The organism is Actinocatenispora sera, from assembly GCF_018324685.1.
In the GTDB taxonomy this organism is placed as follows: Bacteria; Actinomycetota; Actinomycetes; order Mycobacteriales; family Micromonosporaceae; genus Actinocatenispora; species Actinocatenispora sera.
Genome location: NZ_AP023354.1, coordinates 6,193,116 through 6,219,141, shown reverse-complemented (window position 1 = coordinate 6,219,141; position 26,026 = coordinate 6,193,116). Strand labels below are relative to the sequence as shown.

Genomic DNA, 26,026 nt, shown 5'->3' with positions numbered 1-26,026 from the left:
CCGGCGACCCTCCGCCCGCCCGGACCGGGTCGTCGCTCATCGACGCCGATGGCCTGCGCTAGGCTTCGTGCCGACGATGAGTGAGACCCCGCGGCCAGGATTCGACTGGCTCGACCTTCCGGTGGAACGGGCCGCGCGCCGGCTGCTCGGATGCGAGCTGCGCCGCGAGCTCGACGGCCGCACCCTGGCCGTGCGGATCGTGGAGACCGAGGCGTACGACCAGGACGACGAGGCCAGCCACGCGTTTCGCGGGCGCACCGCGAGAACCGACGCGATGTTCCGCTCGGCCGGACACCTCTACGTCTACCTCAGCCACGGCATCCATCACTGCTGCAACGTCGTCACCGGGCGGGACGGGTACGGCAGCGGGGCGTTGATCCGGGCCGCCGAACCGATCGAGGGCGAGGACGTCATGCGGGTCCGGCGCGGACGTGGCGGGCCGGCACTGACCAACGGACCGGGCAAGGTGTGCCAGGCCCTCGGCATCACCCGAACGCTCAGCGGCCACGACCTGTCACTGCCGCCGGTGCGGCTGGTCGAGCGCGATCCGGTCGACGAGGCTCGCATCGTCACCACGACGAGGGTCGGCATCTCCCGCGCCGCCGCGGCACCCCGCCGCTTCTACCTCGCCGGCAACCCCTACGTCTCGCGGCTGTGACGGGCCGCTGCGCCGTTCGTCCGAACGGGCGCCGTTCGGCGCCGTTGTCGGTGTTTCGGGCGGCCAGCGGAGTTCAGGGGTGCATGCGGGGGTCGTGGGTGGGGTCGGGGTAGAGGGGCGGGCGACCGTGCCGGGCCGCCTCCGGGCGCAGCTCGTAGTGCCAGGGCTCGTTCCGGTAGATCTGGCACAGCCCGTACCGGGCGCCGTGCCGGGCCAGCCAGGCGGTGGCGTCGAACCGGCCGATGTCGACGGCGTGGCCGGCCACGTGCGCGGAGGTCGTCGCGGTGGCGACCCAGCGCGCGGCCTCGGCCGCCGACCCGTACTTGGCGACCGCCTCGCGCAGCAGCTGGTTCTGGTACGCCGGGGAGCGCCAGCCGCTGTTGACCCGGAACTCCACGCCGTCCCGGGTGGCGTCGGTGGCCGCCGCGCGCAGGGCGCGGAGCAGGTCGGGGTCGAGGTTGGCGACGCCGGGGTAGCGGTCGTCGAACACCGTCACGCCGGCGGGCAGCACGCCGTCCGCCTCGCTGGTGGTCGGTGCCGGGGGCGGCGCGTCGTCGGGTGGGATCCGGCCGGTCTTCGCTGGTACCGAGGTGGTTTGTCGCATGCGGGCAGTCAAGGCGGCGCCGTGTTGCTCGCCCGTATGTGGTTTTTGGTATGCCGACGATATGCGCCGGCTCCTAGCATCGGGACCATGCGTGTGTTGGTGGTCGAGGACGAGCCCTACATGGCCGAGGCCATCCGTGACGGCCTGCGGCTGGAGGCGATCGCGGCCGACATCGCCGGTGACGGGGACACCGCGCTGGAGCTGTTGAGCGTCAACGCCTACGACCTCGCGGTGCTCGACCGTGACATTCCCGGCCCGTCCGGGGACGAGGTGGCGCAGAGCATCGTCAGCTCCGGCAGCGGGATGCCGATCCTGATGCTCACCGCCGCCGACCGGATCGACGACAAGGCCTCCGGCTTCGAGATCGGCGCCGACGACTACCTCACCAAGCCGTTCGCGCTGCGCGAGCTGGTGCTGCGGCTGCGGGCGCTGGACCGCCGCCGGAGCTACAGCCGGCCACCGGTACGGGAGATCGCCGGGCTGCGGTTGGACCCGTTCCGCCGCGAGGTGTACCGGGACGGCAAGTACATCGCGCTGACCAGGAAGCAGTTCGCGGTACTGGAGGTACTCGTCGGCGCCGAGGGCGGCGTGATCAGCGCCGAGGAGTTGCTGGAGCGGGCCTGGGACATCAACGCCGACCCGTTCACCAACGCGGTGCGCATCACCGTCTCGGCGCTGCGCAAGAGGCTCGGCGAACCGTGGTTGATCGCCACGGTCCCCGGCGTCGGCTACCGCATCGATGCCGAAGCGGGCACCGGGCGGGGGGGCGCGGACCGTGCGTAAGCCCGGGATGAGCGTTCGGCTGAAGCTGACGCTCAGCTATGCCGGGTTCCTCATGGTGGCCGGTGCGCTGATGCTCGCGGTGGTGTACTTCTTCCTGCTGCGCTACGTGCCGTGGGTGGTCGTCACCTCCACGCCCGGGATGATGATTCCAGGACGCACCGACCTGATCGAGGCGTTCGCCCCGAAGATCGCCTGGATGATGCTCTTCCTGCTGATCTTCGGGCTGTTCGGCGGGTGGATCCTGGCCGGCCGGATGCTCGCCCCGCTGACCCGGATCACCCACGCCACCCGTAAGGCGGCGAGCGGGTCGCTGTCGCACCGGATCGAACTGGAGGGCCGCGCCGACGAGTTCCGGGAGCTGGCCGACAGCTTCGACGCGATGCTCGCCCGGATCGAGGCACAGGTGGCCGAGCAGCAACGGTTCGCGGCGAACGCCTCGCACGAGCTGCGTACCCCGCTCGCGATCACCCAGACGCTGCTCGACGTGGCGCGCAACGATCCGGACCACGACACCCGGGAGCTGATCGAACGGCTGCACTACGTCAACGGGCGGGCGATCGACCTGACCGAGGCGCTGTTGCTGCTCAGCCGCGCCGATCGGCGCTCCTTCACCCGGGAGCCGGTCGACCTGTCACTGGTGGCCGAGGAGGCGGGGGAGACGCTGCTGCCGCTGGCGGAAAAGCGCGGCGTCACGATCGAGACCGCCGGCCAGGTCGCGGTCACGATCGGCTCGCATCCGCTGCTGCTGCAGCTGACCACGAACCTGCTGCACAACGCGATCGTGCACAACCTGCCGCGGAACGGCACCGTGCGGGTGCACACCGCGGCGTTCGCCGGTTTCGTGGTGCTGACAGTCGACAACACCGGCGAGCGGCTCTCGCCGCAGCTGGTGGCGACGCTCACCGAGCCGTTCCAGCGGGGCAGCCAGCGCATCCACCGCGACCACGCCGGGGTGGGCCTCGGCCTGGCCATCGTCAAGAGCATCACCCGGGCGCACGACGGCGCGCTCAGCCTCGTCCCATTGCCGTCCGGCGGCCTCCGCGTCACGGTCCAGCTGATGGCCGCGCCCCCGGCGGTCGGGTGACGACCGCCGCTCGGTACCGATCGGCGCCGGTGTCCAGGTCCCGGAGGAACCGGGACGACGATCCGGCCTGGTCGGTGTACCCGCGACGGCGGTAGAACGCGTGCGCGTCCGAGCGGTGGTCCGCGCTGGTGACCTCCATCCGACGGCAGCCCTGGCGGATCGCGAAGGACTCCGCGGCTGCGAGGAGGCGGGCGCCCACACCTCGCCGGCGCGCCCGGTCGGACACGACCAGGGCCGTGATCCGGGCCCAGGCGCCGCCCCGTTCGAAGTACGGGCAGACCCGGACGGCGACGACGCCGAGCAGCTCGCCGTCGGCCTCGGCGACGTAGGCCGCGCCGGCCGGATCGTCGGCCCAGGACCGGATCCGGTCCGCCGTCGCCGCCGGATCGTCCTGCGGGTAACCCAGTTGATCCAGCAGCACCGCGACCGCTCCGGCGTCGGCACCGCGCGCCGATCGGATCGTCATGCCGCGGTTCACCGGTCACCTCCGCGCCGGTCGGCGATCGTGGCGAGGACGTGGCGGGCCAGGACGAGGTCGGCGTCGGGCGCGCCGGCGGCCGACGCGGCCGCCGACATCGTCGCGATCCGACCGGGATCGGTGAGTACCGGCAGCAGGGTGCTCCGAACCCAGGCGGGGTCGAGGTCGGCGTTGTCGACCAGCAGCGCGCCGCCGGCCGCGACGATCGGCTCGGCGTTGTGTCGCTGCTCGCCGCCGCGCAGCGGCAGCGGCACGTACGCCGCGGGCAGGCCGACCGCGGCCAGCTCGGCGCAGGTCATCGCGCCGGAACGGCAGATCACGAAGTCGGCCGCGGCGTAGGCGTACTGCATCTCGTCGACGTAGCGGAGCACGACGTACGGCGGGTCGCCGGCCGGCGACCCGACCTCGTGCTGTGGACCGGTGATGTGCAGTACCTGCACGCCGGCCGCGCGCAGTTCCGCGGCGGCACCGGACACCGCGAGGTTGATCGCGCGGGCTCCTTGCGAGCCGCCGGTCACCAGCAGTACCGGCCCCCCGGGTTGCAGGCCGAACCGGCGCCGGGCCGCGGCGCGCAGCGCGGGCCGGTCCAGTCCGGTGATCGCCGGCCGCAGCGGGATCCCGATCGCGGTGGCGTGCGCCAGCCGTACCGCCGGGGTGGCGGTGAACACGTGCGTGGTCAGCCGGGCCGCGAGCCGGTTGGCGACGCCAGGCTGGGCGTTCGCCTCGTGCACGATGATGGGCAGGCCGCGCCGGTGCGCGGCGAGGTAGGCCGGCGCGGCCACGTAGCCGCCGAAGCCCACGACGGCCTCGGCCCGTACCCGGTCGAGCACCGTCCCGGCCGCGCGGACCGAGTCGCGCAGCTTGCCCGGGGTCTGCAGCAGCGCCAGGTTCAGGTTGCGCGGCAACGGTACCGGCGGGATCAGTTCGAGCGGGTAGCCCCGGGCCGGGACGAGCGTGGTGTCGAGGCCGCGGACGGTGCCCAGCGCGGTGACCTCGGCGGTGGGGTCCAGCCGGCGCAGCGCGTCGGCGAGGTTCATCGCGGGCTCGATGTGGCCGGCCGAATGGCCGCCGGCGACGACGACGCGTGGTGCGCTCACGCGGTCGCCCCGGGGCACGGCTGCGGTGACATGCACGTTCCTTGTCTGTTCGGGGGTGGGCTCAGTTGGCGAGGATCGGGAAGTCGAAGTAGGTGTCCGGGTACGGCTCGTCGGCCAGCGTGTAGTGCCACCACTCGCAGTCGTACGGGCGGAATCCGCCGGCGCACATCAGATCGCGCAGTTGATCGCGGTTGGCCGTCGCGGCCGGCGGCAGGCCCGCGGCGCGGTGGTGGGAGATCGGGTCCATCAGGTCGTGGTCGCCGCCCATCGCGACGAGATCACCGGTGGCCAGGTGGTACAGCGTCAGGTCGACGGTGCTGCCCCGGCTGTGCGCGGACCGCCTCGCCACGTAGCCCTGCTCGATCATGGCGGCCCGGTCGATGTTGGGGTAGTGCCGCGACTTGGTCCGCCCGTCCTCCGGCTCGGTGGACCAGCGCAGGAACCGGTCGACCGCGCGCTGCGGGCGGTAGGCGTCCCACAGCAACAACCCGAGGCCGAGCGTCTCGGCCTGCCGCCGCACGTCGTCCAGCGCGGTACACAGCGCCTTGGTACCGACGATGCGGTTCGCCGGGTAGCCGTCCACCGGCTTGCCGGTGAAGTTGTCCCAGGTGGCGTACTTGGCGTCCCAGCGGATCCCGGGCACGAGCTCGTCCACGAAGACGAAGTCGCCGTTCATCGCCGGGTTCCGCTTCCGGTGAGTGCCAGCGCCGCGATCCGGTCGATCACCTCGGACATCGGCACACCGGCCGCCGCCATCATCCGCGGGTACCGGCTGTACGTGGTGGTGCCGGGAAACGTGTTGACCTCGTTGAGCACCACGGTCCCGTCGTCGGTCAGGAACATGTCCACCCGGGCGAGCCCGCGGCAGCCCAGGGCGCGGTAGATCGCCTTCGCGGTCTCCTGGACGAGCTCCCGGGTCGGCGCCGGGATGTTCGCCGGCACGGTGATCGTCGAGTTCTCCGAGCCGGTCTCCGGCGCGTTCTCCTGGTGAATCTTGAAGAAGCCGTGCGACAGCGTGATCTGGTCCACCTCGCCGGCGACCAGGTCGGTGTCGTTGCCGAGGATCGCGCAGCCGACCTCGGTCCCGGCGACCGCCGCCTCGATCAGCACCTTCGAGTCGAACTCGCGTGCCGCGGCCACCGCGCCCGGCAGGTCCGCCGGCCCGGCGGCCTTGCTGACGCCGAAGGAGGAGCCGGAGCGGGCCGGCTTGACGAAGACCGGATAGGGCAACCGGTCCGGATCGACGGCCTCACCGGCGTCGACCGTCCAGAACTGCGGTGTGGCGATCCCCGCGCTGCGCACCACCAGGTACGCCAGCGACTTGTCCATGCACAGCGCGGAGCTCTGGATGCCGCACCCGACGTACGGCATGCCGGACAGCTCGAGCAAACCCTGCATCGCGCCGTCCTCACCGAGCTTGCCGTGCAGCACCGGGAACACCAGGTCCAGCTCGACCGTTTCGTACTTGCCCTCGTCGAACACCAGCAGCCCGCGCACCCCGCGGTCCGGGGACAGTACGGCCGGGCGGCAGTTGCCGCTCTCCCAGTCCGGCGCGGGCCCGTCGCACAGCTGCCACGCACCGCTTCGGGTGATCCCGATGTAGAACGGCTCGTACTTCGCCAGGTCGAGGTTCCTCGCCACCTCCTGCGCGGACTTGACCGAGATGGGGTGCTCCTCGGAGCAGCCACCGAACACGATGCCGACCTTCAACCTAGTCATGGCTTCTGCTTTCGAATCGGAGACAGTTGGCGATGGAGTTCTCGACCGTGTCGCGCAGCGCGTGATCGGTGTAGTAGGCGGTGTGCGGGCTGACGATGACGTTCGGCAGCCGCTGCAACCGGTCCAGCGCCGTGCCGGCCAGTGGCCGGTCCCGGCAGTCGGCGTAGAAGATGCCCTCCTCGCCCTCGACCACGTCCAGCGCCGCGCCGCCCAGCTCGGCCGATTCCAGCGCGTCGAGCAGCGCGTCGGTGTCGACCAGCGGGCCGCGCCCGGTGTTGACGACGATCGCGCCGCGCCGCAGCTGCCCGATCCGGCGCCGGTCGAGCAGGTGGTGGGTGCCGGCGTTGAGCGGGGTGTGCAGCGTGACGATGTCGCTGCCGCGCAACAGCTCCTCGAGCGACACGTGTTCGGCCGCGGTGCTCGGATGGGCGTCGTGGGCCAGGACCCGGCAACCGAAGCCGGACAGCCGGTCGACGACCGCCGCGCCGATGCGCCCGGTACCGACGACCCCGACGGTCAGGTCGCGCAGCTCCCGGCCGCGTACCTTGTCCAGCCGGTAGTCGTGCCGGTCGGCCCGGGTGAGCACGGAGCGGGCGTGCCGCACCGCCATCAACATCAGCATCAGCGTGTAGTCCGCGACGCTGTCGGGCGAGTACGCGACGTTCTCCACGCACACGCCGATGCTCGCGGCGTAGCCGACGTCGATGTGGTCGAACCCGACGCTGCGGGTGGACATGTACCGCACGCCGGCATGGCTCAGGGTGCGCAGGGTGGTGTGGTCGACCCGGGTCTTGTGGCCGACGCTGATGCAGCGGTTCCCGTGCGCCAGCGCGACGTTGCCCGCCGACAGCGGCGTGTCGGTGATGGTGGGGCGCACGCCGAGGCGCGGCGCCAGCATGCGGAACAGGGCGGCCTCGTCCGGTCCGCAGCCGTACACGGTGATCCCGGTCGTCGTGGCGGGCGAGGGGGATGCCGTCGGCCGGGCGGGGCGGGCCGCAACTCGTACTGGCTCCCGATAGGTCATGCCGGTCAGTCAAGTCGTCGCCGCGTTGCCGCCGCGTATCCGATTCTGGATACGACGACGATATGTTACCAGCGGGTACGCCGTCCCGGTGCGGTGACCGCGGGCGGGCGGAAAGCCGGGTCGATAGGCTCGACACCAGTCCGACCCCGGTGAAGGAGCGCGCGATGGCAGAGCCAGGTACGACGGCGGACGGGCGGGCCCGGGTGCTCGCCGACGGCAAGGAGATCCCGCTGCTCGGGCTGGGCGTCTGGCAGGTGCCGGACGGGCGCGCGTGCGAGGACGCGGTGCGGTGGGCGCTCGACGCCGGCTACCGGCACATCGACACCGCGCAGGCCTACCGCAACGAGCGCAGCGTCGGGCGGGCGCTGCGCGACAGCGGGGTGCCGCGCGACGAGGTGTTCCTCACCACGAAGTTCTTCCCCGGCCGGGAGGATCCGGAGCGGGAGGCGCAGCGCAGCCTGGAGCGCCTCGGCGTCGACTACGTCGACCTGTACATCATCCACTGGCCGCAGGGCGGGCCGACCTGGGCGTGGGACGGGATGCAGCGGGCGCACGAACGCGGGTACGCGCGCTCGATCGGGGTCTCCAACTTCGACGTCGCCGAGCTGGGCGCGGTCTTCGGGGTCGCCGAGGTGCCACCGGTGGTCAACCAGGTCCAGTTCAGCCCGTTCGAGTTCCGCCGGGGGCTGCTGGCGGAGTGCGAGCGCCGCAATGTGGCGCTCGAGGCGTACAGCCCGCTGGGTACCGGTCGGCACCTGGGCGACCGGCAGGTGGCCGAGATCGCCGAGCGGCTGGGCCGCACGCCGGCGCAGGTGCTGATCCGGTGGGCGCTGCAGCGCGGCCTGGTCGTGCTGCCGAAGTCCACCCACCGCGAGCGGATCGAGAGCAACGCCCAGGTCTTCGACTTCGCCCTGACCGACGAGGACATGGCCGCGCTGGACGGGCTGGACCGCACCGGCGGTACCGACCGGGCGCAGGAGCACGCCTGGTGGTGAGCCCGGCCCACCCGCGCACGCCCGGCGCGGCGACCGCCCGGGCCTGCTGGGGTTGATCAAGGGAATCGGTCACGTCGTGCCTGGAGCCAGCGACCTTCGATCGGCGCCCCAACCCTTGATCAGCGCGCCGGCCCTTGATCAGCGCAGCGGTCCCTTGGCCGGCGCGCGGGCCCCTTGATCGGCGCGCAGGCCCCTTGATCGGCGTGGCGAGTCCGGAACCGTACCGTCAGCCGACGGGCGGGACCGGGATCGAGCGGACGACGAACGGTGCGGCGGCGGTGCCGTCGTGCTGGCCGGCGAACTGGGAGTGCACCAGCAGCAGCCGGTCGGCGAGGTGCGCGACCGTGGTCGGAGTGTCGCGGTGTTGCTGGGGCCAGCGGCCGGCCAGCTCGGCGGATCGCCGGTCGGGCGCCGGGCGCAGCGCGGTCAGCACGTAGTCCGCGCCGCCGTCGGGCCGGTCGATGTTGTCGCAGACGTACACCAGATCGTCGACGACAACGAGCCCGTCGCCGTTGACCGGCACGCCGTCCAGGTCGAGCTGCTCGGCGGCGGCCGCCGCCACGTCGACCCGCCACAGCGTTCCGGTGCCCTGCGCGGCGACCAGCAGGGTGCGGCCGGCGTCGAGCGCCACGATGCCGTTGAGATAAGGAAACTCGCCCGGATCCGGCACTGTCAGCCACTCCTCGGGCGCGCCGATCGTGTCGCCCAGCGGTACCCGCCACAGCACCGGGCGGACCGAGTCGGTCACGTACGCGTACCCGCCGGCGATGCAGACGTCGTTGAGCAGCGACCGTCCCGGTACGGTGTGACGCGCGACGAGGGCGCCGGTCGCGGTGTCGTAGCCGAACAGCCGGCCGGTGTCGCCGCCGCACACCAGCAGCCGGCCGGCCGACTCGACCACCATCCCGGCCGCCTTGGTCCGCCCGTCGGCTCCGGCGGTCAGCCACACCTCGGTCTCGGGCTTGTCCAAGCGGCCGCGGAAGATCGTGCCCTGGGCGTAGCTGGAGACGTAGAAGGTGACCCCGTCGGGATCTTCGGTGATGCCCTCCGGGAACACGCCGTCCCCGGGCAGCAGGTAGTCGGTGTGCATGCCGCAACGCTACCGGCACGTCGGCCGGCCTGGCGGGTCCGCCGGGCGCCGCCCCGGGCGCGGCACCGGGGGCGGCGGTGCGGCCCCGACGGCTCGGGCGCCGTCTCAGCCGCGGCCCCGGGGGCGTCGGTCCGGCCGCGACGGCGCCGGCCCGGTGCCGACGCCGTCACCGGTGTCCGGTGTGTCGCGTCGCCGGCCGCAGTGTCGGTCACACTCCCGGCCGCCGCCGGCCCGGCCCGCCTATGCTCCTGACGTGATCCGGATCGAGCTGGACGAGCCGACGCTGTCGCGCACCCGGATCGCGCTGAGCCCGCTGTGGGAGACGGTGTGCAGCCTGCACCTGCTGCACCGCACCGGTGGCCGGCCGCCCTACCCGTACCAGGACTGGGCCCGGCGCGGTGTCGAGGCGGTGGCGGCGACCGGCATCGGGTGGTACCCGGTGGCCACCGACGGCAACTCGCCGGACTTCCTGTCACCGATCCCGGCCGGCCCGGCCCCGACGATCGCCGACGAGCTGACGGCGTTGTGCGAGACCGATCCGGCCACCATCGGCGCCCAGCTCGACCGCCACCACCCGGACGGCGAACCCGCCGTGCTGGCCCCGTTTCGTACCGCGCCGGGCGACGCGTTGCGCCGGCTCGCCGACCAGCTGCTGGCCTACCACGAGCGGGCGATCGAACCGTACTGGCCGGCGCTGCGTGCGGTGCTCGACGAGGAGCTGCTGCACCGGGCCCGGGCGCTGGCCACCGACGGTCCCGACGCGCTGCTCGCCGACCTGCACGACCGGGTGCGCTGGCAGCGGCCGGTGCTGACCCTCGTCAAGCAGCTCGACTACCGGGAACGGGTGGTCGACAAGCAGCTGCTGCTGATCCCGCTGGTGTTCTCCCGCGGCGGGCTGATGTGTTCCACCGACCATCCGTCCATCACCGCGGTGTCCTACCAGGCGCGCGGCGCGGCGGTGCTCGCCGGCGAACCGGTCGCGCCGGCGCCGGCCGACCGGCTGTCGCTGCTGCTGGGCCGCGGCCGGGCGACGCTGCTGCGCGAGCTGGTGGTGCCGACCAGTACCGCGATGCTGGCGCGCCGGCTCGGCCTGGCCCCGAGCACGGTGTCCGAGCACCTCGCCACGCTGCTCGCCGCCGGTGCGGTCACCCGCCGCCGGCACGGCCGTACGGTGCTCTACCAGGTCACCGAGACCGGCACCGCGCTGCTGACGCTGCTCGCCGACCCGGCCGCGAGCACCGTCGCCTGACCGTTCCCGGCGGGCCGGCTCGCGCGAGTGCCGCGACCGGGCGCGGACGGCACCCTGTGCGGCGACCGAGCGGGCTCGCGCCGGCGCCGGAGCCCGCGAGCGCCCGGTCGCGGTCTGCTCGCCTTCCGGCGCCGGTGGCCCGCGGCAGATTCGGCCGCGGCCGAATCGTTGGCGCGGCCGCCGCCGCGGTTCCTACCGTGCCGGCATGGCAGCTGACCTGGCGATCGAAGCGGTGGGACTGCACCGCACGTACCGGACCCGGACCGGATGGTTGCGGCCGCGCCGCGGCACCGTCGACGCCGTCCGCGGGGTGGACTTCGCGGTGGCCCGCGGCGAGCTGTTCGGGTTGCTCGGCCCGAACGGCGCCGGCAAGACGACCACGATCAAGATGCTCAACACGCTGCTCGCCCCGACCGCCGGCACCGCCCGGGTGATGGGGCTGGACGTGGTGCGCGACACCCGCGCGGTGCGGCGCCGGATCGGGTACGTGTTCGGCGGCGACCGCGGCCTCTACGAGCGGCTCTCGGCGCTGGACAACCTGCGCTACTTCGCCGAGCTGTACGGCGTGCCGGCGCGCGAGCAGCGGGCCCGGATCGGCGCCCTGCTGGACGCCGTCGACCTGACCGGCCGGGAGCGCGAACGGGTCGAGGGGTACTCGCGCGGCATGCGGCAGCGGCTGCACATCGCTCGCGGGCTGCTGCACGAACCGGACGTGCTGTTCCTGGACGAACCGTCGATCGGCGTCGACCCGGTGGCCGCCCGCGAGCTGCGCGCGATGATCGCCGAGCTGTCCGCCTCCGGTACCACGGTGCTGTTGACCACGCACTACATGGCCGAGGCGGAGGAGCTGTGCGACCGGATCGCGGTGATCGCCGCCGGCCGGCTCGCCGCGCTGGGCACCGCCGACGAGCTCAAGCACGCGGCGGCCGGGCGGCGGGTGCTGTCGGTCGAGGCGTACGGGGTGACCGACGCGCACCTGGCGCGCCTCGACGCGCTGCCCGGGGTCCGCGACGCGACGGTCGAGGTGTCCGGAGCGCAGCAGACGCTGCACATCCAGACCGACGCGCACGTCGACGTGCAGTCGGCGGTACTGCGGGAGCTGGCCGGGGTTCGGCTCGGCCGGGTGGAGACGCGCGCGCCGACGCTGGAGGACGCGTACGTGGCGATCGTCAACTCGACGAGGACCGGGGTGGCGGCGTGAACCCGCTGCGGATGCTGGTGCTCGGCACGCTGTGGCAGGTCAAGCAGCAGAGCCGGTCGCCGCTGGAGATCACCATCTCGCTACTGGTACCGCTGGTGCAGGCCACGCTCGCGGTCTACCTGTTCAAGGCCGGGACGAACCCGCCGGCGCTGGTGCTGGCCGCGGTCGGTGCCGGGCTGATGGGCGTCTGGTCGTCGGTGCTGTTCGGTTCCGGTGCGGCGATCCAGAACCAGCGGTTCCAGGGCACCCTGGAGATCCTCATGATCACGCCGATGCGTCCGGTGTTCAAGATCCTGCCGATCACCCTCGCCACCGGCCTGGTCGGGTTGTACTCGGTGGTCGCGACGCTGCTGTGGGGCGTGCTGCTGCTCGGGGTGCCGCCATCGTTCGCCGCGCCGCTGTGGTTCGTGGTGGCCGCGCCGGTCTGCGTGCTGGCGCTGGGCGCGTTCGGGCTGCTGCTCGCGAGCACGTTCGTGCTGCTGCGCAACGCGAACGCGATCGTCAACCCGCTCGGCTACCCGGTCTGGCTGCTGTCCGGGATGCTCGTTCCGGTCACCGCGCTGCCGGGTTGGACCGGGCCGATCGCCGCCGTCCTGCCGACCACCTGGGGTGCCCGCGCGCTGCGGGCGGCGGTGACCGGCGGCCCGGTGTGGCCGGCGCTCGCGGTCTGCGTCGGCGAGGCGCTGATCGCGTTGGTGCTGGGCGCGATCGCGCTGCGCTTCGTCGAGCGGCGGGCCCGGGTCACCGCGACCCTCGCGCTGACCTGATCGTGCCGGCCGGCGGTCAGGCCGGCGTCCGACTGTCCACAACAGACACCTGGCGGCCCCGCGGTCGCCCAGTGAGGAACCATGCGCACTCTCCGACTGCTCACCGTGGGCGGCGCGATCGCCTACCGTGCCCTGTTCAACTGGACCACGCCGGCCATGTTCGTCGGTACCCTGCTCGTGTCACCGGTCTTCCAGCTGCTGTTCTTCGTCTACCTCGGCCGTACCCTGCACGTCGGCGACGACCTCGGTTACCTCGTCGGCAACGCCGTACTGAGCGCGGCGCTGGCCTGCGTGTACGGCGGCACCATGGCGGTGGCCAACGAACGCCGGTACGGCACGCTCGGCCCGCTGCTGCTGTCCCCACTGCGCCGCGCCGCGGTCTTCGGTGGCCGGGCCCTGCCGTACGCGCTGAACGGGGTGTTGATCTCGGCGTTCACGTTGACGGTCGGCGCGCTGCTGCTGCGGATTCCGATCGGGGTCCGGTCGTTGCCGGGCCTGGCGTTGGCGATCTGCGTCGGCGCCCTGTCCTGCTCGTTCTTCGGGCTGACGCTCGGCTCGATCGGGCTGCGGTTCCGCGACGTGTGGCTGGTGTCCAACGTCGCGGATGCGGTGCTGTTGCTGGTCAGTGGGGTCAACGTGGCACCGGCGGCGCTGCCGCCGGTGCTGCGGTCGGCCGGTGCGCTGCTGCCGCTGCGGCACGCGGCGACCGCTGCCCGTGCGGCCGCCGACGGCGCACCGCTGGCGCGGCTGGTGGCGCCGCTGGGCGCCGAGCTCGGCCTCGCCGCCGGCTACGCGCTGCTCGCGATCGGGCTGCTGGCCCTGTTCGAGCGCGGCAGCCGCCGGCACGCCACCCTCGACGTGCTCTGAGCGGCAGCCCCCGCACGCCACCTCGACTGATTTGGCCGGCGGCCGGCGGGGTGCCACCTCGACGTGGTCCGAGCGGCGGGCCGCCCTTGCGGGCAACTGTACAAGCGTTTAATATGCTGAACATGAGTTCAATCGTCGGCGAAGGTGACCTCACCGCCAAGGCGAACATTCGCAACGCCGCGCTGCGCCTGTTCGCCGAACGCGGCCACGACGCCGTCACGGTGCGGGAGATCGCGGCAGCGGCCGGGGTGTCACCCGCGCTCGTGGTGCACCACTTCGGGAGCAAGGAGGGGCTGCGCGCGGCCGTCGACGATCATGCCGGGCAGGCCTTCGACTCGCTGTTCGCGATGGACGAGAAGGACCTGACCGAGGCGGTGACCGGGGACAACTGGGTCTCGGTCGCCGAGATGTTCGCGCGGGCCTTCCCGCACGGCTCCCCGCTGCCCGCCTACCTGCGCCGGTTGCTGCTCGTCGGCGACCCGGCCGGCGCGGCGCTGTTCGGTCGCTGGGTCGCCCTCACCCGCCGGATGCTCGACGCGATGACCGCGCTGGGCGCGGTCCGTTCCGCCCAGGATCCCGCGATTCTTGCCACGTTTCTGCTGGTCAACGACCTGGCTCTGGTGCTGCTGCGCAACCAGATCGCCGCCGCGATCGGGGTCGACCCGCTCACCCCGGACGGCATCGCGCGCTGGACCAGAGAGGTCACCGCCGTCTACACCAGGGGCGTGTTCGTCGCGCCCGGGGAGGAGTCCTCGTGAGCGCGCCGAGCGCACCCGTCATCGACATCCGCAACCTCACCAAGTCCTTCGGCAAGGTCCGTGCCCTCGACGGGCTCGACCTGTCCGTACGGCCGGGGGAGGTGCACGGCTTCCTCGGGCCCAACGGGGCGGGCAAGTCCACCACCATCCGCATCCTGCTCGGGCTGATCCGGGCCACCGGTGGGCACGTCGAACTGTTCGGTGCCGACCCCTGGCGCCGTGCGGCCACGCTGCACGGCCGCCTCGCGTACGTCGCCGGGGACGTGGCCCTGTGGCCCGGCCTGACCGGCGGTCAGTGCATCGACGTGCTCGGCGCGACCCACGGCGGGGTCGACCAGACCCGGCGGCGACACCTGATCGAGCGCTTCGACCTGGATCCGAGCAAACGGATCCGGGACTACTCCAAGGGCAACCGGCAGAAGGTCGCGCTGGTCGCGGCGCTGGCCGCCGAGGCCGACCTGCTCGTCCTGGACGAACCCACGTCCGGGCTCGATCCGCTGATGGAGCAGGCGTTCCAGCAGTGCGTGCGGGAGCGGCGGGACGACGGCGCCACGATCCTGCTCTCCAGCCACCTGCTCGACGAGGTGGAGGCGCTGGCCGACCGGGTGAGCATCGTTCGCCACGGCCGGACGGTCACCACCGGCAGCCTCGCCGAACTGCGCCGCCACACCCGGACGTCGGTGCACGCGGTCACCGTCGCGACACCCGAGGGGCTGGCCGGTGCCGAGGGGGTCGCCGAATGGGCCGGCGAGAGCCGGGACGGGCAGGTGGACCTCCGGTTCACCGTCGACGCCGAGCATCTGGACGCGGTGATCGGCCGGTTGCACTCGGCGCGGATACACACCCTGACCGTCACCCCGCCGAGCCTCGATGCGCTGTTCCTGCGCAACTACGGGGATGCGCTCGACGCTCGGGAGCCGGGCGAGGCGCCGGCCGGAGCCACCCGATGAGCGGGCCGGGGTACGCAGCGTCCGGAGCCGTCCGCCGGCCCGGCCTGACCACCATGCTCGGCATCGTCTGGCGCACCCGCCGCCGCGGCATCCTGGTCTGGGTGATCGCCCTCGCCGCGAGCATGATCGGGACGGCCGCGTCGATAGCCAACCTGTACGACACGCCCGCCAAGATCCACAGCTACGCCGAGGCGGTCACCGCCGGCAGCGCGCTGGCCGCGATCAACGGCCACGTGGCGGGCATCGACAGCCTGGGCGGGGTGATCCAGGACGAGTTCGGTTTCCTCGCCTCGTTCCTGCTTCCGTTGCTGGGCATCGCGCTGGTCGCCGGGTCGACCCGCCGGGAGGAGGAGTCGGGCCGGCTGGAGACGGTCCTCGCCGGCCGGATCGCCCGGCACCAGCCGGTGCTCGCGGCGCTCGCCGTCGCGACCGCGGCGATCCTCGCCACCGCGGTACTGTTCGCCGCCGGGCTGACAATCGCCGGGGTCCCGGCGGGTGCCGCGGTCCTCTACAGCGTGGCCCTCGGCGCGCTCGCCTTCGCGTTCGCCGGCGTCGCCGCGCTGCTGGCGCAGCTGGTCCTGCACGCGCGCGGTGTGTACGCCGGCAGCCTGATCGTGCTCGCCGTGGCGTACGTGTTGCGCGGCGTCGGCGACACGACCGCGGGCTGGCTGACCTGGCTGTCCCCGCTGGGCTGGGTCGAGAAGGCGGCACCGTTCGCCGACCGGCGCTGGTGGGTGCTGGCCCTGCCGGTCGCTACCGGGCTGGTCGCGGGCGGTGCGGCGCTGTGGCGCTCGACCCGGCGCGACCTGGGCAGCGCCCTGCTGCGGGGCGGCCCCGGCCCGGCCCGCGCGAGCCGGCTTCGCCGGCGGCCGATCGGCTTCGCGACGTGGGTACACGCCCCCGCGACGCTCGGCTGGTTGGCCGGCGGGGTCCTGCTGACCGGGATGATGGGCGCGCTGGCGCAGCAGCTTCTCGGCGCGATCGCCGGCAACCCCGGGCTCGCCGCGGCCATGGGGATGAGCGGTGCCCGGCCGGTGCACGGCTTCGTCGCCGGTACCCAGCTGTACCTGGCGGTCATCGGCGCGGGCTACCTCGTCCAGGCGATCGGCACGCTGCGCGCCGAGGAGGCCGCCGGCCGGGTGGAGACCCGGCTCGCCGGTACGCTGCCCCGGCTGCGCTGGCTGGGCGCCCACGCCGTGGTGGTGGCGGCCGGGCTGGTGGTCATCGTCGTCGGATCGTCACTGGTCCTGGCGTCGACGACCGCGTGGTCGGTCGGCGATGCCGACGAGTTCGGCGCGATCATCCGCTCCGGGCTGGCGTACCTGCCGGCCGAGCTGGTGCTCGGCGGCGTCGCGCTCGCGCTGTTCGGCCTGTGGCCGCGCGGCTTCGGGCTCGGCTGGGCGGCGTACGCGGTGGCGACCTTCATCGCCTTCCTCGGACCCGGCCTGAAACTCGCGCAGTGGGTGCTCGACCTTGCCCCCACCACCCACGTCGGGAACCCGCCGCTCGGCACCGCCGAACCCGGCGGCCTGGCCGTCCTGTCGCTCGTCGCCGTCGCGCTGCTGCTGCTCGGCTTCGCCGCCTTCCGCCACCGCGACGTACCGCGGGCCTGAGCGCGGGTGACCAGGCCGCGGGCGGCTCGGGCATCGTCGCGGCCGAGCGTCCTGCCCGCGGCCCGGTCGGACCCCGCACGGGGCCGCGCGTCGCGCGCTGCGTGCTCGTCGGTCAGGTCAGCGACTCCGCGGTCGGTGCTCCGCCGGGGGCCGCCCGCCGGGGCGGGCGGCCGTGCACCGGCCGGTAGTCGTCGAACCGGTACTCCAACAGGCCCTCCCCGCCGGTCAGATCGGGCAGCTGGTGCTGCAGGGCGTGCAGCCGAGCCGCCACCAGCCGGGCATCGATGCGCGCCATCGGCCCCGCCGGCCACTGGCCGGTCAGCCCGGCACCCATCCGGCCCAGCACCGTCTGGACGGCGGCGACATCGGCGTCGGGTACCTCCAGCGAGACCCGCAGTACCGGTTCGCACACCTGGGTGCCGGCACGGCGCAGCGCCTGGCGGCACACCACCGGCGCGACCTTGCGGTAGTCCCGGGCCGTACTGGTGGGGCCGCGTTTCGACGGCGGGCCGTCGGCCACGCTGTAGCCGGCCTCGACCAGGGTGACCACGCAGTCGGTGACCGGCCAGCCGGCCAGCCCGTACGCGAGGGCCTCCCGGACGTGCTGCTCGATCGTTGCGGCGAACCGGGTCACGTCGCCGTAGAGGTACAGCGGCATGTCGCGGGCGGGCGCGGCGACGGCGAACCGGACCCCGCTGCCGGGCGCGGCCGGCTCGATCCGCAGCCCGATCGTCGCCTGGTACGGGTTGCCCGGCGTGTTGAGCCGCTCGACCGCGGTGCCGACGCCACGCGGGCGCTCGATGTGCAGCACCGCCGCGTCCGCGAACCGCGCCTCGACGCCGTACTCGTCGGCGAGCGTCGCCTCCAGCACCTCCTGCTGGACCCGCCCGTACAGCGACACGGTGGGCTTCCCGGCGGCGTCGAGGTGGACGTTGATCAGCGGGTCCTGGTCGGCGAGCTGGGTCAGCGCGGTTCGCAGCGCCGGGCCGTCCTCGGGCCGGACGGTGTCCACCGCTGCCGAAAGCGTCGGCGGCGGGAAGTGGGGTTCGCCGGGATCCTGCCGCTCGCCGACGGCGTCGCCGACCCGGACCGCCGACAGGCCGCGGACCCGGCCGATCGCGCCGGGCCCGAGGCGGTCGACCGACGTCCAGCCGCCGTCGCCGTAGGTCTGCACCGAGGCCGCCTTGCCGCTTCGCCCGCCGGGGAGTTCCAGCCGTTGCCGGGGCCGTACCGTGCCGTCCGAGACCCGCAGGTAGGCGATCTTGTCGCCGCCCGGCCCGCGCTCCACCTTGAACACCCGGGCCGAGACGGCGTCGTCCGCCGAGCCGGTCGCGGTGGGCAGCAACGTCGGCAGCGCCGCCAGGATCTCGCCGACCCCGGCCCCGGTCGCGGCCGATCCGGCGAAGACCGGGTGCAGCAACCCGGCCCGGGTCTGCGCGGCGATGTCGGCGCGCAGGTCGCCGGCGGGGACCGCGGCGCCGTCCAGGTACGCCCGGAGCACGCCGTCGTCGTGCTCGGCCAGCGTGGTCGTGGCGCGCTCCGCGAACGCCGGATCCTCCCCCCGGTACGGCTGGAAGCCGGCGGAGCGAGAGCCCGTGCGCCGCACGCCGCCCATCACGAGAACGTCGGGAGTCAGGCGGGAGCGGATGGCGTCCACCACCCGGTCGAGGTCGGCGCCCACCCGGTCGATCTTGTTGACGAACAGCAGCGTCGGCACGTGCAGCCGCTGCAGGGCCCGCATCAGGATCCGGGTCTGCGGTTGCACACCTTCGACCGCGGACAGCACCAGGATCGCGCCGTCGAGGATGCCGAGGACGCGCTCGACCTCGGCGATGAAGTCCGGGTGGCCGGGGGTGTCGACGACGTTGATGCGCCGGCCGCGCCAGCCGAACGACACCACCGCGGATCTGATGGTGATGCCGCGCTGGCGCTCCAGCGCGAGGTCGTCGGTGTGCGTGGTACCCGAGTCGACCGAGCCCGGTTCGTCGATGGCCCCGGCCAGGTGCAGCAGCCGTTCGGTGAGGGTGGTCTTACCGGCGTCGACGTGGGCCAGAATGCCCAGGTTGAGAAAGCGGGTGGATGCTGACGGCACGCGAGATCCTCAGGGCGAGAGAAGTCCGATGAGTGAGGCGAAGGTTCGCGTGCGCTGCTCGCATCGGTGGGACTCCTCTGTCGCTACGCCGGTTCTCGCGGTCGCCGTCAGCGTAGGGCCGGTCCCGGCCCCGTACCACCGGATATTCCGGCCGGGCCCACCACGCGTGGCGGGCCCGGCCGGATCGTGCGCGGCGGCCGATCGCGCGGCCTCGCCGTACGGCCCGGGCGTCAGCGCGATTCGGCGGCCACGAGGACGGCGGTGATCGGTTCGAGGCCGGCGACCAGCTCGGCGAGCTCCCCGGCCGAGAGCGCCTCGTATGGCACCTCGGCGAGTACGTCGGTGCGTGCCTCGATGCGCCGCTTGGTGTCGCGGCCGGCGTCGGTGAACCGGCCCTCGGCGTCGACCAGGCCGCGCTCGCGCAGCCCGGCCATGATCGCGGCGAGCCGCGGCTTCGGCAGGTGGTGGATGCGGCCGAACGACTCCGCCGGGTGGATGCCCATGTCCAGCGCGGACAGCACGTGCGCCTCGGTCCCGCCGATGCGCTCGCCGAGCAGGGCGGCGATGTGGCCGTCGCCGCGGTGCTCGCGCAGCATCGTCGCGGCGTGCCACAGCCGGGTGACCGGGTCGCCGGGTATCGGCAGGGTGCGCATCCCGGCGTACATCATCCGGCCCTCGAGGGGCGCGCTCGTGGCGGCCTTGGTGGTCAGATCGGCGACCCGGGCCAGGCCGGGTGAATCGGCGGTCTCGTCGCCGAGGATGCGCCGCAGGGACGCCGCGCTGCCCCGTTGCCGGGCGGCGACCGACGCCTCGGGCGGGATCTTCTCCCACGCGCTGGGGATGTGCCGCGCGGCCTCACCCTCGGCGAAGTTGTAGAAGGCCGCGTGCACGACCTCCGCCGGTACCCGCCCCAGCGGCGCGGCGCGGCTGGCGAAGTAGCCGTCCCAGTAGGTGCGGTGGCCGAGCGCGGCGAGCTCCTCGTTGCACTCGTCGGCCGCGAAGGTGACCATGCAGATCGGCTCCAGGAGCTCGAACATGCGGCGGGCTGTGTTCGTCATGGCGTCATGATGCCTGCGGTCCGCACCTGGCCGCCTGCGCCGAGCGGCGGCCCGCCGGCGCGCGGGTCGTGCGCCGGAATCATCCGTCCTCGCGTGACGTTGCCGCCGGTATGACCCATACCCTGCCCGCCGGCACGCCGGCCGACCACGACGTGGACTCCCGCGGCGTCTCCGCGTTCCTCGACGCCGTCGAGGCGGCGCCGAACATCGAGCCGCACAGCCTGCTGGTGCTGCGGCACGGACACCAGGTGGCCGCCGGTTGGTGGGCACCGTACCGGGCCGATCGGCCGCACATGCTGTACTCGCTGAGCAAGAGTTTCGCCTCGACCGCGCTGGGGCTGGCGCTCGACGAGGGGCTGCTGCGGCTCGACGACCGGGTCGTCGACTTCTTTCCCGAGTACCGCGAGCTGGCGACCGACCCGGGGACCCGGGCGATGCGGGTACGCCACCTGGCCTCGATGAGCACCGGCCACACCCGCGACACCTGGGACGAGGTGGAGTCCGATCCGGGCGACCCGGTGCGCGCGTTCCTCCGGCTGGCGCCCGACCGTGAACCCGGCACCGTGTTCGCCTACAACCAGCCGGCCACGTACACGCTGGGAGCGATCCTGCAACGGCTCACCGGCACGACGCTCGCCGGGTACCTGCGGCCGCGGCTGTTCGACCCGCTCGGGATCGACGCGGCGACCTGGCAGCAGGACGCGGCGGGCCGCGACCTCGGGTTCATCGGCCTGTTCCTCACCACCGACGCGATCGCCCGGCTCGGTGAGCTGTACCTGCGGCGCGGGGTGTGGCAGGGCCGCCGGATCCTGTCCGAGGACTGGGTGGCGGCGGCGACCCGGCCGCAGATCCCGACGACCGGCGAGCAGAACCCGGACTGGGCCCAGGGGTACGGGTTCCAGTTCTGGATGTCGCGGCACGGCTTCCGCGGCGATGGCGCGTTCGGGCAGTTCTGCCTGGTGTTGCCCGAGCAGGACGCGGTCGTGGCGTACACCGGGGCGACGGTCGAGATGCAGGCGGTGCTCGACCTGGTCTGGCGCCACCTGCTGCCCGCGTTCGGCACGCGTGGCTCGGCCGCCGACGACGCGGCACTCGCCGCGCGACTCGGCAACCTCGCGCTGCCGCCGGTACCGGGCGGCGATCCGCGTCCCGGGACCTGGTCGCTGTCGCCCGCCGGCGCCGGTGCGAGCCCACTGACCGAGGTGGTGGTACGCGACGGCGAGATCGTGCTGCGCGAGCCGGGCACCGAGCTACGGCTGCCGTTGGTGCCGGGCCGCTGGACCGTGGTCGACGAGCCGGTACCGGTGGCGGTCAGCGGCGGCTGGGCCGACGGGACGCACCTCGCGGTCGACCTGCTGTTCCTGCACGCGCCGCACCGGCTGTCGGTGACCGCCGACGTCGACGCCGGGACGTTCGACGCCCACTGGGCCGCGACACCGCTGCTTCCCCCGTCGCTGCGGCTGCTGCGAGCCTGACCCGCCCGCGCGGCGCCTGCTGCGAGCCCGGCCCGCCCGCGCTGCGCCTGGTGCGAGCCTGACCCCGCCCGGCACCCGGGCCCCGGGCGGGTGCCGGGCCCGCCGGGCGGTCACACCGTGCGGCTCGACCGGCCGCCGTCCAACCCCCAGGCGATGATCCGGCGCGGCGTGATCACGATGATCTCCCGGGAGAAGTACGGCAGCGGGGGCTCGTGGTCGGTCAGCGCGACCGCCGATCCCCGGATCTCGATGCCGCGCACCGACCACGGGTCGACCGAGACCAGGTCGTCGACGACGAACGACACGGTGCTGCCGCGCTGGATGTTCCGGAACTTCTTGGAGGCGCCGAGCGCGTGCCCGCCGATCGTGATCGTGCCGGCCTCGGCGTCCACGAAGAAGCCCACCGGATTGTTCTGTACCTGACCGTCGGGGGACACCGTGGCCAGCCGGCCAAGCCGCTGCCCGGCCAGGTAGTCCAGTTCTGCCTGGGTGAAGACCATGCCCGTATTCTGCGCCCGTGACACCGGTGTCAGGCAAGGCCGACCCGACCTGCCTGCACCGACCGGTGCGAACGGCCACCGTCACCCCAGTTCTGCCGGTACGCACACGGTCAGGGACCGCGGTCGCAGGGTGGCGCGCAGCCGCGCCGAGGAGTCGATCACGTCGCCATCGAGCTCCCGCGCCTGGTGGCCGACGCTGCGGACGGTGACCGCTCGGCAGCGGTGTACCTCCATCCGCGGCGGGCGGTCCATCCGCAGCAGCAGCGCGGCACCGAGCCGGGCCCAGTCGGCCAGCGACCGCGGGGTCACCACCGCGACGTCGAAGGCGCCGTCGTCGGGCTGCGCGTCCGGCAGCAGGTCCAGCCCGCCCTGCAGCCGTCCGACGTTCGCGACCAGGACCGACCGGGCCCGGCGGCGAAGCGGCGTGCGGTCGTCCAGTGCGACGGTGACCCGCATCGGCCGGTCGCGCAGCCGCCGCGCCCCGCCCAGCAGGTAGGCGAACCAGCCGAGCCGCGCCTTCAACGGCTCGGGCGTGGCGCCGAGCATGTGCGCGTCGAAACCCATGCCCGCCATCACCGTGAACACCTCGCCGTCCACCTCGCCGACGTCGATGCGCCGCCGGCCGCCGTCGACGGCCAGCCGCGCGGCGGCCGTGGTGTCCGTGGGTATGCCGAGGTTCGCGGCCAACAGGTTGCCGGTCCCGCCGGGCAGCACGGCCATGGGCACGTCGCTGCCCGCCAGCGCGCCGGCGCAGGAGCGCACCGTACCGTCGCCACCGCAGACGAACACCAGCCGGGCGCCGGCCCGTACCGCCTGCTCGACGAGGCCGGCGCCCGGCTCCTCGGCGGTCGTCTCGTACCAGTCCGGCTCGGACCAGCCGGCCGCCGCCAGCACCCGCGTCACCTCGGCGCGCACCTGGCCGGCGTCGACCTTGACGGGGTTGACCACCATCGCACAGTGCGGCGTGCCTGCGTCGTCCATGCGACCCAGTCTGCCGCCTCCGGGTCCGGCCCGCCGTTCGCCGATACGGCGTGGGTCCGGGAGAGCGGGCCCCGGCGGGTCAGGCGCGGTGTTCCGGGCCGGGAGCGCGGACGCTGCCGCCGGGGCCGCGCTGGCCGGGATCCGCGTCGTTGACCGAACGGCGCTCGGTGACGACGGTGGGCTCGCCCCCGCGGTACACCTCGCGCTGGGTGACCGCCGTCCGGTGGCGTCGCCGGTTCCACACCAGCAGGGTGATCACCAGTTCGGCCACGCCGGCCAGCATCAGGATCGCGCCGATCGCGGTGACGTTGAGCCAATGTAGATCGACGTCGATCGCGAACGTGAAGATCGCGCCGATCACCAGCAGCAGGATGCCAACACCGACACTCATCGGGCACCTCCTCGACAACGGGATACCCGATGCGCGGGCGAGGTATGCACGACCGGACCGCCAGCACGGAGGAATAGGTACCGGCGAGGCGGGTAAGACGCGCAGGACTCGTGTCGGTGCGTACCGGTGGACGGCTGCGCGGATGGACGCACGCACGGCCAGGTCGGTCGGGAATCGGCGTTCCGGTCCGGTGCGGTACGGATTGGCTTAGCGTCCGAGAGGTGATGCGGGTGTTGGCGTGGTGGGTCGTCCTGATGGCGTGCTGGCTCGCCACGCTCGCCACCCTGGCCCCGGTGGAGCTGGCGGTGGGTGCGGTCGGCGCCGTGATCGCCACCGGTACCGCGGTCGCCGCGCACCGGGCGTTGCGCCGGCGATGGTCGTTCGACCCGCGGTGGCTGCGCTGGTTGGCTCTGGTGCCGCTGGCCGCGCTGACCGAGAGCGCCCTGCTGCTGACGTTGGTACGGCGCGAGCGCCGGGAGCGCGGCCCCGGTCTGCGCCGGCTGGAGCAGCCCGAGATCGGCAGCGGGGCTCGGGCAGACGGGCATCGTGCGGTGGGCGGCGCGGTGCTGTCGGCCGCTCCGGGCTCGTACCTGGTGGACTGGTCGGGCGACGCGCAGCGTCCGGTGCTACTGCACACGGTGGTGCGCGGCTGGCCACGGCTGGACGAGGAGGTCCTGTCGTGAACGGGTGGCTGCTGGCCGCGCTGATCCTGCTCGTCGGCGGCCTGCCGCCGGCGCTGTACCTCGGCTCGCGCGGCGACGGCGTCGACCGGCTCGTGGGGTTGCAGCTGACCAGCGCCACGGCGGTGGGCTTCATGCTGGTCTTCGCCTACGCGTACGACCGGTCGAGCTACCTGATCCTGCCGCTGGTGCTCGCGTTGCTGTCGCTGGCCGGGACGCTGGTGTTCACCCGGCTACTGGGCCGGAGCGACCGGTGACCGGCTGGATCGGCGGCGTACTGGTCGGCATCGGCGTGCTGTTCGTCGTGGGTGCCGGGTGGGCGGCACTGCTGTTTCGCGACACGCTGAACCGGCTGCACCTGCTCTCGCCCGCCTCCGTGGTGGGCATCCCGCTGGTCGGCATCGGGTTGGCGGTGGCGACGGGTACCCACCTGTCCAGCGCGCTGATCCTGTTGACGGTGGCGGTGCAGGCGGTCACCGGGCCGGCCCTGACCACCGCGATCGCCCGGTCCCGGCTGCGGCGTGACGAACTGCTCGCGGAGGAACGCCGATGAGCGCTGCGGTGGTGGTTGTCGCCTTGGCGCTGGTCGCGATCGGCGGGCTCGCGGTGGTGGTCACGCACGACCCGATCCGGCAGGCGGTGACCCTGTCGGTGTTCGGGGTGCTACTCGCGGTGCTGTTCCTGGTACTGCAGGCGCCGGACGTGGCGCTGTCCCAGGTTGCCGTCGGCGCCGCAGTCATGCCGCTGATGGTGCTGCTGGCGGTCCGTACGATCCGCCGGGACCGCCGATGAGCCCGGCTGCCGGCACCTGCCGGCGGTGCGGATGAACCGGCGCCTGCGGTACCTGGTGTTCGGGCTCGGCGCCGCCGGGCTCGCGGTGCTGTTCGCGCTGGCGCTCGCCGGGCTGCCCGGCTTCGGCGGCGACTCCCACCCGTACCGGGACCGCGCGGTGCGCGCCGCGCTCGCGCACCACACCGCGAACGTGGTGTCCTCGATCAACTTCGACCAGCGCGCGCTGGACACGTTCGGCGAGGAACTGATCCTGCTCGGTTCGGTGGTGGGCGCCGCCGCGCTGCTGCGGCCGTCCCGGCGGGAGGGCGAGCGGCCCGCGCCCGATCCGGAGGCCCGCGCCGTACCCGATTCGGTGGTCCTGCTGTGCACGGTGATGCTGCCGGTCACGGTGCTGGTCGGGCTGGACGTGATCGCGCACGGGCAGCTGAGCCCGGGCGGCGGCTTCCAGGGCGGGGTGGTTCTCGCCACCGGGCTGCACCTGCTGTTCCTCGGCGGGCGATATCCGGCGCTGCAGCGGATCCGGCCGCTGACCGGCTACCAGTTCGCCGAGTCGGTCGGGGTCGCGACGTTCGCCACGCTCGGCCTCGCCGGGCTCGCGGCCGGTGGCGCGTTCCTGGCCAACGTCCTGCCGTACGGGCGGTTCGCGTCGCTCGCCTCGGCCGGCACGGTACCGGTGTTGAGCCTGGCCGTCGGCGTCGCGGTCGGCGGCGGCGTCGTCGTGCTGCTGGCGCAGTTCCTGGAGCAGGCGCTGCGGTACTCGGGGGAGGAGTGATGCAGGTCTTCGCGTACGCGGTGGGCGGCTGGCTGGTGCTGGTCGGCGCGGCCGGGATCGTGCGCAGCCATCACCTGGTGCACACCGTCGTGTCGCTGTCGGTGGCGCAGGCCGGCACGTACGTCTTCCTGCTCGCGGTCGGTTTCCAGTGGACCGCGGTGGCGCCGGTGTTCAGCACCCGCACCGAGACGCACCGCGCCGTGGTCGATCCGGTGGTACAGGCGATGACGCTGACCGACATCGTGGTGTCGGCGACCGTGACGGCGCTGCTGCTGGCCCTCGCGGTACAGATCCAGAAGCGGCACGGCACGGTCGATCCCGACGAGCTGCGCGCGCTGAAGGGCTGAG

At 73.4% G+C, this 26,026-nt stretch carries 30 protein-coding genes; 18 read left to right on the top strand and 12 right to left on the bottom strand.

Translation table 11 applies throughout. From position 1 onward, the window contains the following. The first annotated feature begins 76 nt into the window (after positions 1-76). Positions 77-658 carry a DNA-3-methyladenine glycosylase gene (locus tag Asera_RS29260; protein WP_030443945.1) on the top strand — a complete coding sequence of 194 codons (582 nt, stop codon included), beginning with the start codon at positions 77-79 and terminating at the stop codon, positions 656-658. A 73-nt stretch (positions 659-731) separates the two neighbouring features. On the opposite strand, the gene Asera_RS29255 is transcribed toward Asera_RS29260, so the two are convergent. Further along, a complete protein-coding gene (locus tag Asera_RS29255) occupies positions 732-1,262 on the bottom strand; it encodes a M15 family metallopeptidase (RefSeq protein ID WP_084130815.1) in 531 nt (176 codons plus the stop codon). Positions 1,263-1,349: 87 nt separating this feature from the next. Between Asera_RS29255 and Asera_RS29250 the strand changes: the two genes are divergently transcribed. Next, positions 1,350-2,045 (top strand): response regulator transcription factor, encoded by a 696-nt coding sequence (locus tag Asera_RS29250; protein WP_212804759.1) that lies wholly within the window; start codon positions 1,350-1,352, stop codon positions 2,043-2,045. Positions 2,046-2,052: 7 nt separating this feature from the next. Then, positions 2,053-3,129 carry a sensor histidine kinase gene (locus tag Asera_RS29245; RefSeq protein ID WP_030443948.1) on the top strand — a complete coding sequence of 359 codons (1,077 nt, stop codon included), beginning with the start codon at positions 2,053-2,055 and terminating at the stop codon, positions 3,127-3,129. On the opposite strand, the gene Asera_RS29240 is transcribed toward Asera_RS29245, so the two are convergent. From Asera_RS29240 to Asera_RS29220, 5 genes are all read right to left on the bottom strand, one after another. Beyond that, complete coding sequence (locus tag Asera_RS29240) at positions 3,089-3,595, bottom strand: GNAT family N-acetyltransferase (RefSeq protein WP_084130885.1); 507 nt, start codon at positions 3,593-3,595, stop codon at positions 3,089-3,091. The genes Asera_RS29245 and Asera_RS29240 overlap by 41 nt on opposite strands. 8 nt (positions 3,596-3,603) lie before the next feature. Then, positions 3,604-4,704, bottom strand: coding sequence for a UDP-N-acetylglucosamine--N-acetylmuramyl-(pentapeptide) pyrophosphoryl-undecaprenol N-acetylglucosamine transferase (locus Asera_RS29235; RefSeq protein ID WP_030443950.1), 1,101 nt, complete (start codon positions 4,702-4,704; stop codon positions 3,604-3,606). Between the two features lie 61 nt (positions 4,705-4,765). Continuing rightward, on the bottom strand, positions 4,766-5,380 hold the full coding sequence (vanX, locus tag Asera_RS29230; protein ID WP_030443951.1) for a D-Ala-D-Ala dipeptidase VanX: 615 nt from the start codon (positions 5,378-5,380) through the stop codon (positions 4,766-4,768). Beyond that, positions 5,377-6,423, bottom strand: a complete 1,047-nt coding sequence (gene vanA, locus Asera_RS29225; RefSeq protein WP_030443952.1) for a D-alanine--(R)-lactate ligase — start codon at positions 6,421-6,423, stop codon at positions 5,377-5,379. Before vanA ends, vanX begins: the two co-directional genes overlap by 4 nt. Then, a complete protein-coding gene (locus Asera_RS29220; RefSeq protein ID WP_244844241.1) occupies positions 6,416-7,321 on the bottom strand; it encodes an NAD(P)-dependent oxidoreductase in 906 nt (301 codons plus the stop codon). The genes vanA and Asera_RS29220 overlap by 8 nt, the downstream gene beginning before the upstream one ends. 290 nt (positions 7,322-7,611) lie before the next feature. Here Asera_RS29220 and Asera_RS29215 point away from each other — a divergent pair, with 290 nt between their 5' ends. After that, positions 7,612-8,442 (top strand): aldo/keto reductase, encoded by an 831-nt coding sequence (locus tag Asera_RS29215; protein WP_084130886.1) that lies wholly within the window; start codon positions 7,612-7,614, stop codon positions 8,440-8,442. A gap of 226 nt (positions 8,443-8,668) precedes the next feature. Here the strand turns inward: Asera_RS29215 and Asera_RS29210 are convergent, their stop codons facing one another. Continuing rightward, entirely contained in the window at positions 8,669-9,532 is an 864-nt protein-coding gene (locus Asera_RS29210; RefSeq protein WP_051801363.1) for an SMP-30/gluconolactonase/LRE family protein, read from the bottom strand. A 253-nt stretch (positions 9,533-9,785) separates the two neighbouring features. Here Asera_RS29210 and Asera_RS29205 point away from each other — a divergent pair, with 253 nt between their 5' ends. From Asera_RS29205 to Asera_RS29175, 7 genes are all read left to right on the top strand, one after another. Continuing rightward, positions 9,786-10,781 (top strand): helix-turn-helix domain-containing protein, encoded by a 996-nt coding sequence (locus Asera_RS29205; RefSeq protein WP_030443956.1) that lies wholly within the window; start codon positions 9,786-9,788, stop codon positions 10,779-10,781. Positions 10,782-10,986: 205 nt separating this feature from the next. After that, positions 10,987-11,982, top strand: coding sequence for an ABC transporter ATP-binding protein (locus Asera_RS29200; RefSeq protein ID WP_030443957.1), 996 nt, complete (start codon positions 10,987-10,989; stop codon positions 11,980-11,982). Beyond that, on the top strand, positions 11,979-12,749 hold the full coding sequence (locus Asera_RS29195; RefSeq protein WP_244844068.1) for an ABC transporter permease: 771 nt from the start codon (positions 11,979-11,981) through the stop codon (positions 12,747-12,749). The genes Asera_RS29200 and Asera_RS29195 overlap by 4 nt, the downstream gene beginning before the upstream one ends. Before the next feature lie 81 nt (positions 12,750-12,830). Then, complete coding sequence (locus Asera_RS29190; RefSeq protein ID WP_030443959.1) at positions 12,831-13,616, top strand: ABC transporter permease; 786 nt, start codon at positions 12,831-12,833, stop codon at positions 13,614-13,616. 122 nt (positions 13,617-13,738) lie between these two features. Next, entirely contained in the window at positions 13,739-14,374 is a 636-nt protein-coding gene (locus Asera_RS33725) for a TetR/AcrR family transcriptional regulator (protein WP_035295183.1), read from the top strand. After that, entirely contained in the window at positions 14,371-15,324 is a 954-nt protein-coding gene (locus Asera_RS29180; RefSeq protein WP_035295018.1) for an ABC transporter ATP-binding protein, read from the top strand. The genes Asera_RS33725 and Asera_RS29180 overlap by 4 nt, the downstream gene beginning before the upstream one ends. Beyond that, positions 15,321-16,937 (top strand): ABC transporter permease, encoded by a 1,617-nt coding sequence (locus tag Asera_RS29175; protein ID WP_051801366.1) that lies wholly within the window; start codon positions 15,321-15,323, stop codon positions 16,935-16,937. Before Asera_RS29180 ends, Asera_RS29175 begins: the two co-directional genes overlap by 4 nt. Positions 16,938-17,049: 112 nt before the next feature. Here Asera_RS29175 and Asera_RS29170 read toward each other — a convergent pair whose 3' ends face one another. Together Asera_RS29170 and Asera_RS29165 are read right to left on the bottom strand one after the other, a co-directional pair. Continuing rightward, positions 17,050-19,029 (bottom strand): elongation factor G, encoded by a 1,980-nt coding sequence (locus Asera_RS29170; protein WP_157034574.1) that lies wholly within the window; start codon positions 19,027-19,029, stop codon positions 17,050-17,052. A gap of 230 nt (positions 19,030-19,259) precedes the next feature. Continuing rightward, positions 19,260-20,087, bottom strand: a complete 828-nt coding sequence (locus Asera_RS29165) for an SCO6745 family protein (protein ID WP_030443964.1) — start codon at positions 20,085-20,087, stop codon at positions 19,260-19,262. 110 nt (positions 20,088-20,197) lie between these two features. On the opposite strand from Asera_RS29165, the gene Asera_RS29160 reads away from it, so the two are divergent. Then, complete coding sequence (locus tag Asera_RS29160; RefSeq protein WP_030443965.1) at positions 20,198-21,562, top strand: serine hydrolase domain-containing protein; 1,365 nt, start codon at positions 20,198-20,200, stop codon at positions 21,560-21,562. A gap of 110 nt (positions 21,563-21,672) precedes the next feature. Here Asera_RS29160 and Asera_RS29155 read toward each other — a convergent pair whose 3' ends face one another. From Asera_RS29155 to Asera_RS29145, 3 genes are all read right to left on the bottom strand, one after another. Then, on the bottom strand, positions 21,673-22,062 hold the full coding sequence (locus tag Asera_RS29155) for a PPOX class F420-dependent oxidoreductase (RefSeq protein WP_030443966.1): 390 nt from the start codon (positions 22,060-22,062) through the stop codon (positions 21,673-21,675). Between the two features lie 81 nt (positions 22,063-22,143). Beyond that, complete coding sequence (locus Asera_RS29150; protein WP_051801368.1) at positions 22,144-23,043, bottom strand: diacylglycerol/lipid kinase family protein; 900 nt, start codon at positions 23,041-23,043, stop codon at positions 22,144-22,146. Positions 23,044-23,122: 79 nt separating this feature from the next. After that, the gene (locus tag Asera_RS29145) at positions 23,123-23,434 is read right to left on the bottom strand and encodes a DUF6458 family protein (RefSeq protein ID WP_035295021.1); all 312 of its coding nucleotides are present in this window, start codon (positions 23,432-23,434) and stop codon (positions 23,123-23,125) included. Positions 23,435-23,655: 221 nt separating this feature from the next. Between Asera_RS29145 and Asera_RS29140 the strand changes: the two genes are divergently transcribed. Genes Asera_RS29140 through Asera_RS29115 form a run of 6 tightly spaced genes read left to right on the top strand, consistent with a single transcriptional unit; the run spans position 23,656 to position 26,025 of the window. Further along, positions 23,656-24,117 (top strand): hypothetical protein, encoded by a 462-nt coding sequence (locus tag Asera_RS29140; RefSeq protein ID WP_157034575.1) that lies wholly within the window; start codon positions 23,656-23,658, stop codon positions 24,115-24,117. Then, positions 24,114-24,371 (top strand): MrpF/PhaF family protein, encoded by a 258-nt coding sequence (locus Asera_RS29135; RefSeq protein WP_030443970.1) that lies wholly within the window; start codon positions 24,114-24,116, stop codon positions 24,369-24,371. The genes Asera_RS29140 and Asera_RS29135 overlap by 4 nt, the downstream gene beginning before the upstream one ends. After that, the gene (locus Asera_RS29130; protein WP_051801371.1) at positions 24,368-24,667 is read left to right on the top strand and encodes a cation:proton antiporter; all 300 of its coding nucleotides are present in this window, start codon (positions 24,368-24,370) and stop codon (positions 24,665-24,667) included. Before Asera_RS29135 ends, Asera_RS29130 begins: the two co-directional genes overlap by 4 nt. Next, the gene (locus Asera_RS29125) at positions 24,664-24,906 is read left to right on the top strand and encodes a Na(+)/H(+) antiporter subunit B (RefSeq protein ID WP_030443972.1); all 243 of its coding nucleotides are present in this window, start codon (positions 24,664-24,666) and stop codon (positions 24,904-24,906) included. The genes Asera_RS29130 and Asera_RS29125 overlap by 4 nt, the downstream gene beginning before the upstream one ends. A gap of 31 nt (positions 24,907-24,937) precedes the next feature. Continuing rightward, the gene (locus tag Asera_RS29120; RefSeq protein ID WP_030443973.1) at positions 24,938-25,678 is read left to right on the top strand and encodes an MnhB domain-containing protein; all 741 of its coding nucleotides are present in this window, start codon (positions 24,938-24,940) and stop codon (positions 25,676-25,678) included. Beyond that, positions 25,678-26,025, top strand: a complete 348-nt coding sequence (locus Asera_RS29115) for a sodium:proton antiporter (protein WP_030443974.1) — start codon at positions 25,678-25,680, stop codon at positions 26,023-26,025. The genes Asera_RS29120 and Asera_RS29115 overlap by 1 nt, the downstream gene beginning before the upstream one ends. Position 26,026: the final 1 nt, after the last annotated feature.

What these genes read in the sequence shown, in the direction of transcription:
- Asera_RS29260 (WP_030443945.1), top strand. Translation starts at nt 77, where the DNA reads ATGAGTGAGACCCCGCGGCCAGGATTCGACTGGCTCGACCTTCCGGTG.
- Asera_RS29255 (WP_084130815.1), bottom strand. Translation starts at nt 1,262, where the DNA reads ATGCGACAAACCACCTCGGTACCAGCGAAGACCGGCCGGATCCCACCC.
- Asera_RS29250 (WP_212804759.1), top strand. Translation starts at nt 1,350, where the DNA reads ATGCGTGTGTTGGTGGTCGAGGACGAGCCCTACATGGCCGAGGCCATC.
- Asera_RS29245 (WP_030443948.1), top strand. Translation starts at nt 2,053, where the DNA reads ATGAGCGTTCGGCTGAAGCTGACGCTCAGCTATGCCGGGTTCCTCATG.
- Asera_RS29240 (WP_084130885.1), bottom strand. Translation starts at nt 3,595, where the DNA reads ATGACGATCCGATCGGCGCGCGGTGCCGACGCCGGAGCGGTCGCGGTG.
- vanX (WP_030443951.1), bottom strand. Translation starts at nt 5,380, where the DNA reads ATGAACGGCGACTTCGTCTTCGTGGACGAGCTCGTGCCCGGGATCCGC.
- vanA (WP_030443952.1), bottom strand. Translation starts at nt 6,423, where the DNA reads ATGACTAGGTTGAAGGTCGGCATCGTGTTCGGTGGCTGCTCCGAGGAG.
- Asera_RS29220 (WP_244844241.1), bottom strand. Translation starts at nt 7,321, where the DNA reads ATGCTGGCGCCGCGCCTCGGCGTGCGCCCCACCATCACCGACACGCCG.
- Asera_RS29215 (WP_084130886.1), top strand. Translation starts at nt 7,612, where the DNA reads ATGGCAGAGCCAGGTACGACGGCGGACGGGCGGGCCCGGGTGCTCGCC.
- Asera_RS29210 (WP_051801363.1), bottom strand. Translation starts at nt 9,532, where the DNA reads ATGCACACCGACTACCTGCTGCCCGGGGACGGCGTGTTCCCGGAGGGC.
- Asera_RS29200 (WP_030443957.1), top strand. Translation starts at nt 10,987, where the DNA reads ATGGCAGCTGACCTGGCGATCGAAGCGGTGGGACTGCACCGCACGTAC.
- Asera_RS29190 (WP_030443959.1), top strand. Translation starts at nt 12,831, where the DNA reads ATGCGCACTCTCCGACTGCTCACCGTGGGCGGCGCGATCGCCTACCGT.
- Asera_RS33725 (WP_035295183.1), top strand. Translation starts at nt 13,739, where the DNA reads ATGAGTTCAATCGTCGGCGAAGGTGACCTCACCGCCAAGGCGAACATT.
- Asera_RS29175 (WP_051801366.1), top strand. Translation starts at nt 15,321, where the DNA reads ATGAGCGGGCCGGGGTACGCAGCGTCCGGAGCCGTCCGCCGGCCCGGC.
- Asera_RS29165 (WP_030443964.1), bottom strand. Translation starts at nt 20,087, where the DNA reads ATGACGAACACAGCCCGCCGCATGTTCGAGCTCCTGGAGCCGATCTGC.
- Asera_RS29160 (WP_030443965.1), top strand. Translation starts at nt 20,198, where the DNA reads ATGACCCATACCCTGCCCGCCGGCACGCCGGCCGACCACGACGTGGAC.
- Asera_RS29155 (WP_030443966.1), bottom strand. Translation starts at nt 22,062, where the DNA reads ATGGTCTTCACCCAGGCAGAACTGGACTACCTGGCCGGGCAGCGGCTT.
- Asera_RS29150 (WP_051801368.1), bottom strand. Translation starts at nt 23,043, where the DNA reads ATGGACGACGCAGGCACGCCGCACTGTGCGATGGTGGTCAACCCCGTC.
- Asera_RS29145 (WP_035295021.1), bottom strand. Translation starts at nt 23,434, where the DNA reads ATGAGTGTCGGTGTTGGCATCCTGCTGCTGGTGATCGGCGCGATCTTC.
- Asera_RS29125 (WP_030443972.1), top strand. Translation starts at nt 24,664, where the DNA reads ATGAGCGCTGCGGTGGTGGTTGTCGCCTTGGCGCTGGTCGCGATCGGC.
- Asera_RS29120 (WP_030443973.1), top strand. Translation starts at nt 24,938, where the DNA reads ATGAACCGGCGCCTGCGGTACCTGGTGTTCGGGCTCGGCGCCGCCGGG.
- Asera_RS29115 (WP_030443974.1), top strand. Translation starts at nt 25,678, where the DNA reads ATGCAGGTCTTCGCGTACGCGGTGGGCGGCTGGCTGGTGCTGGTCGGC.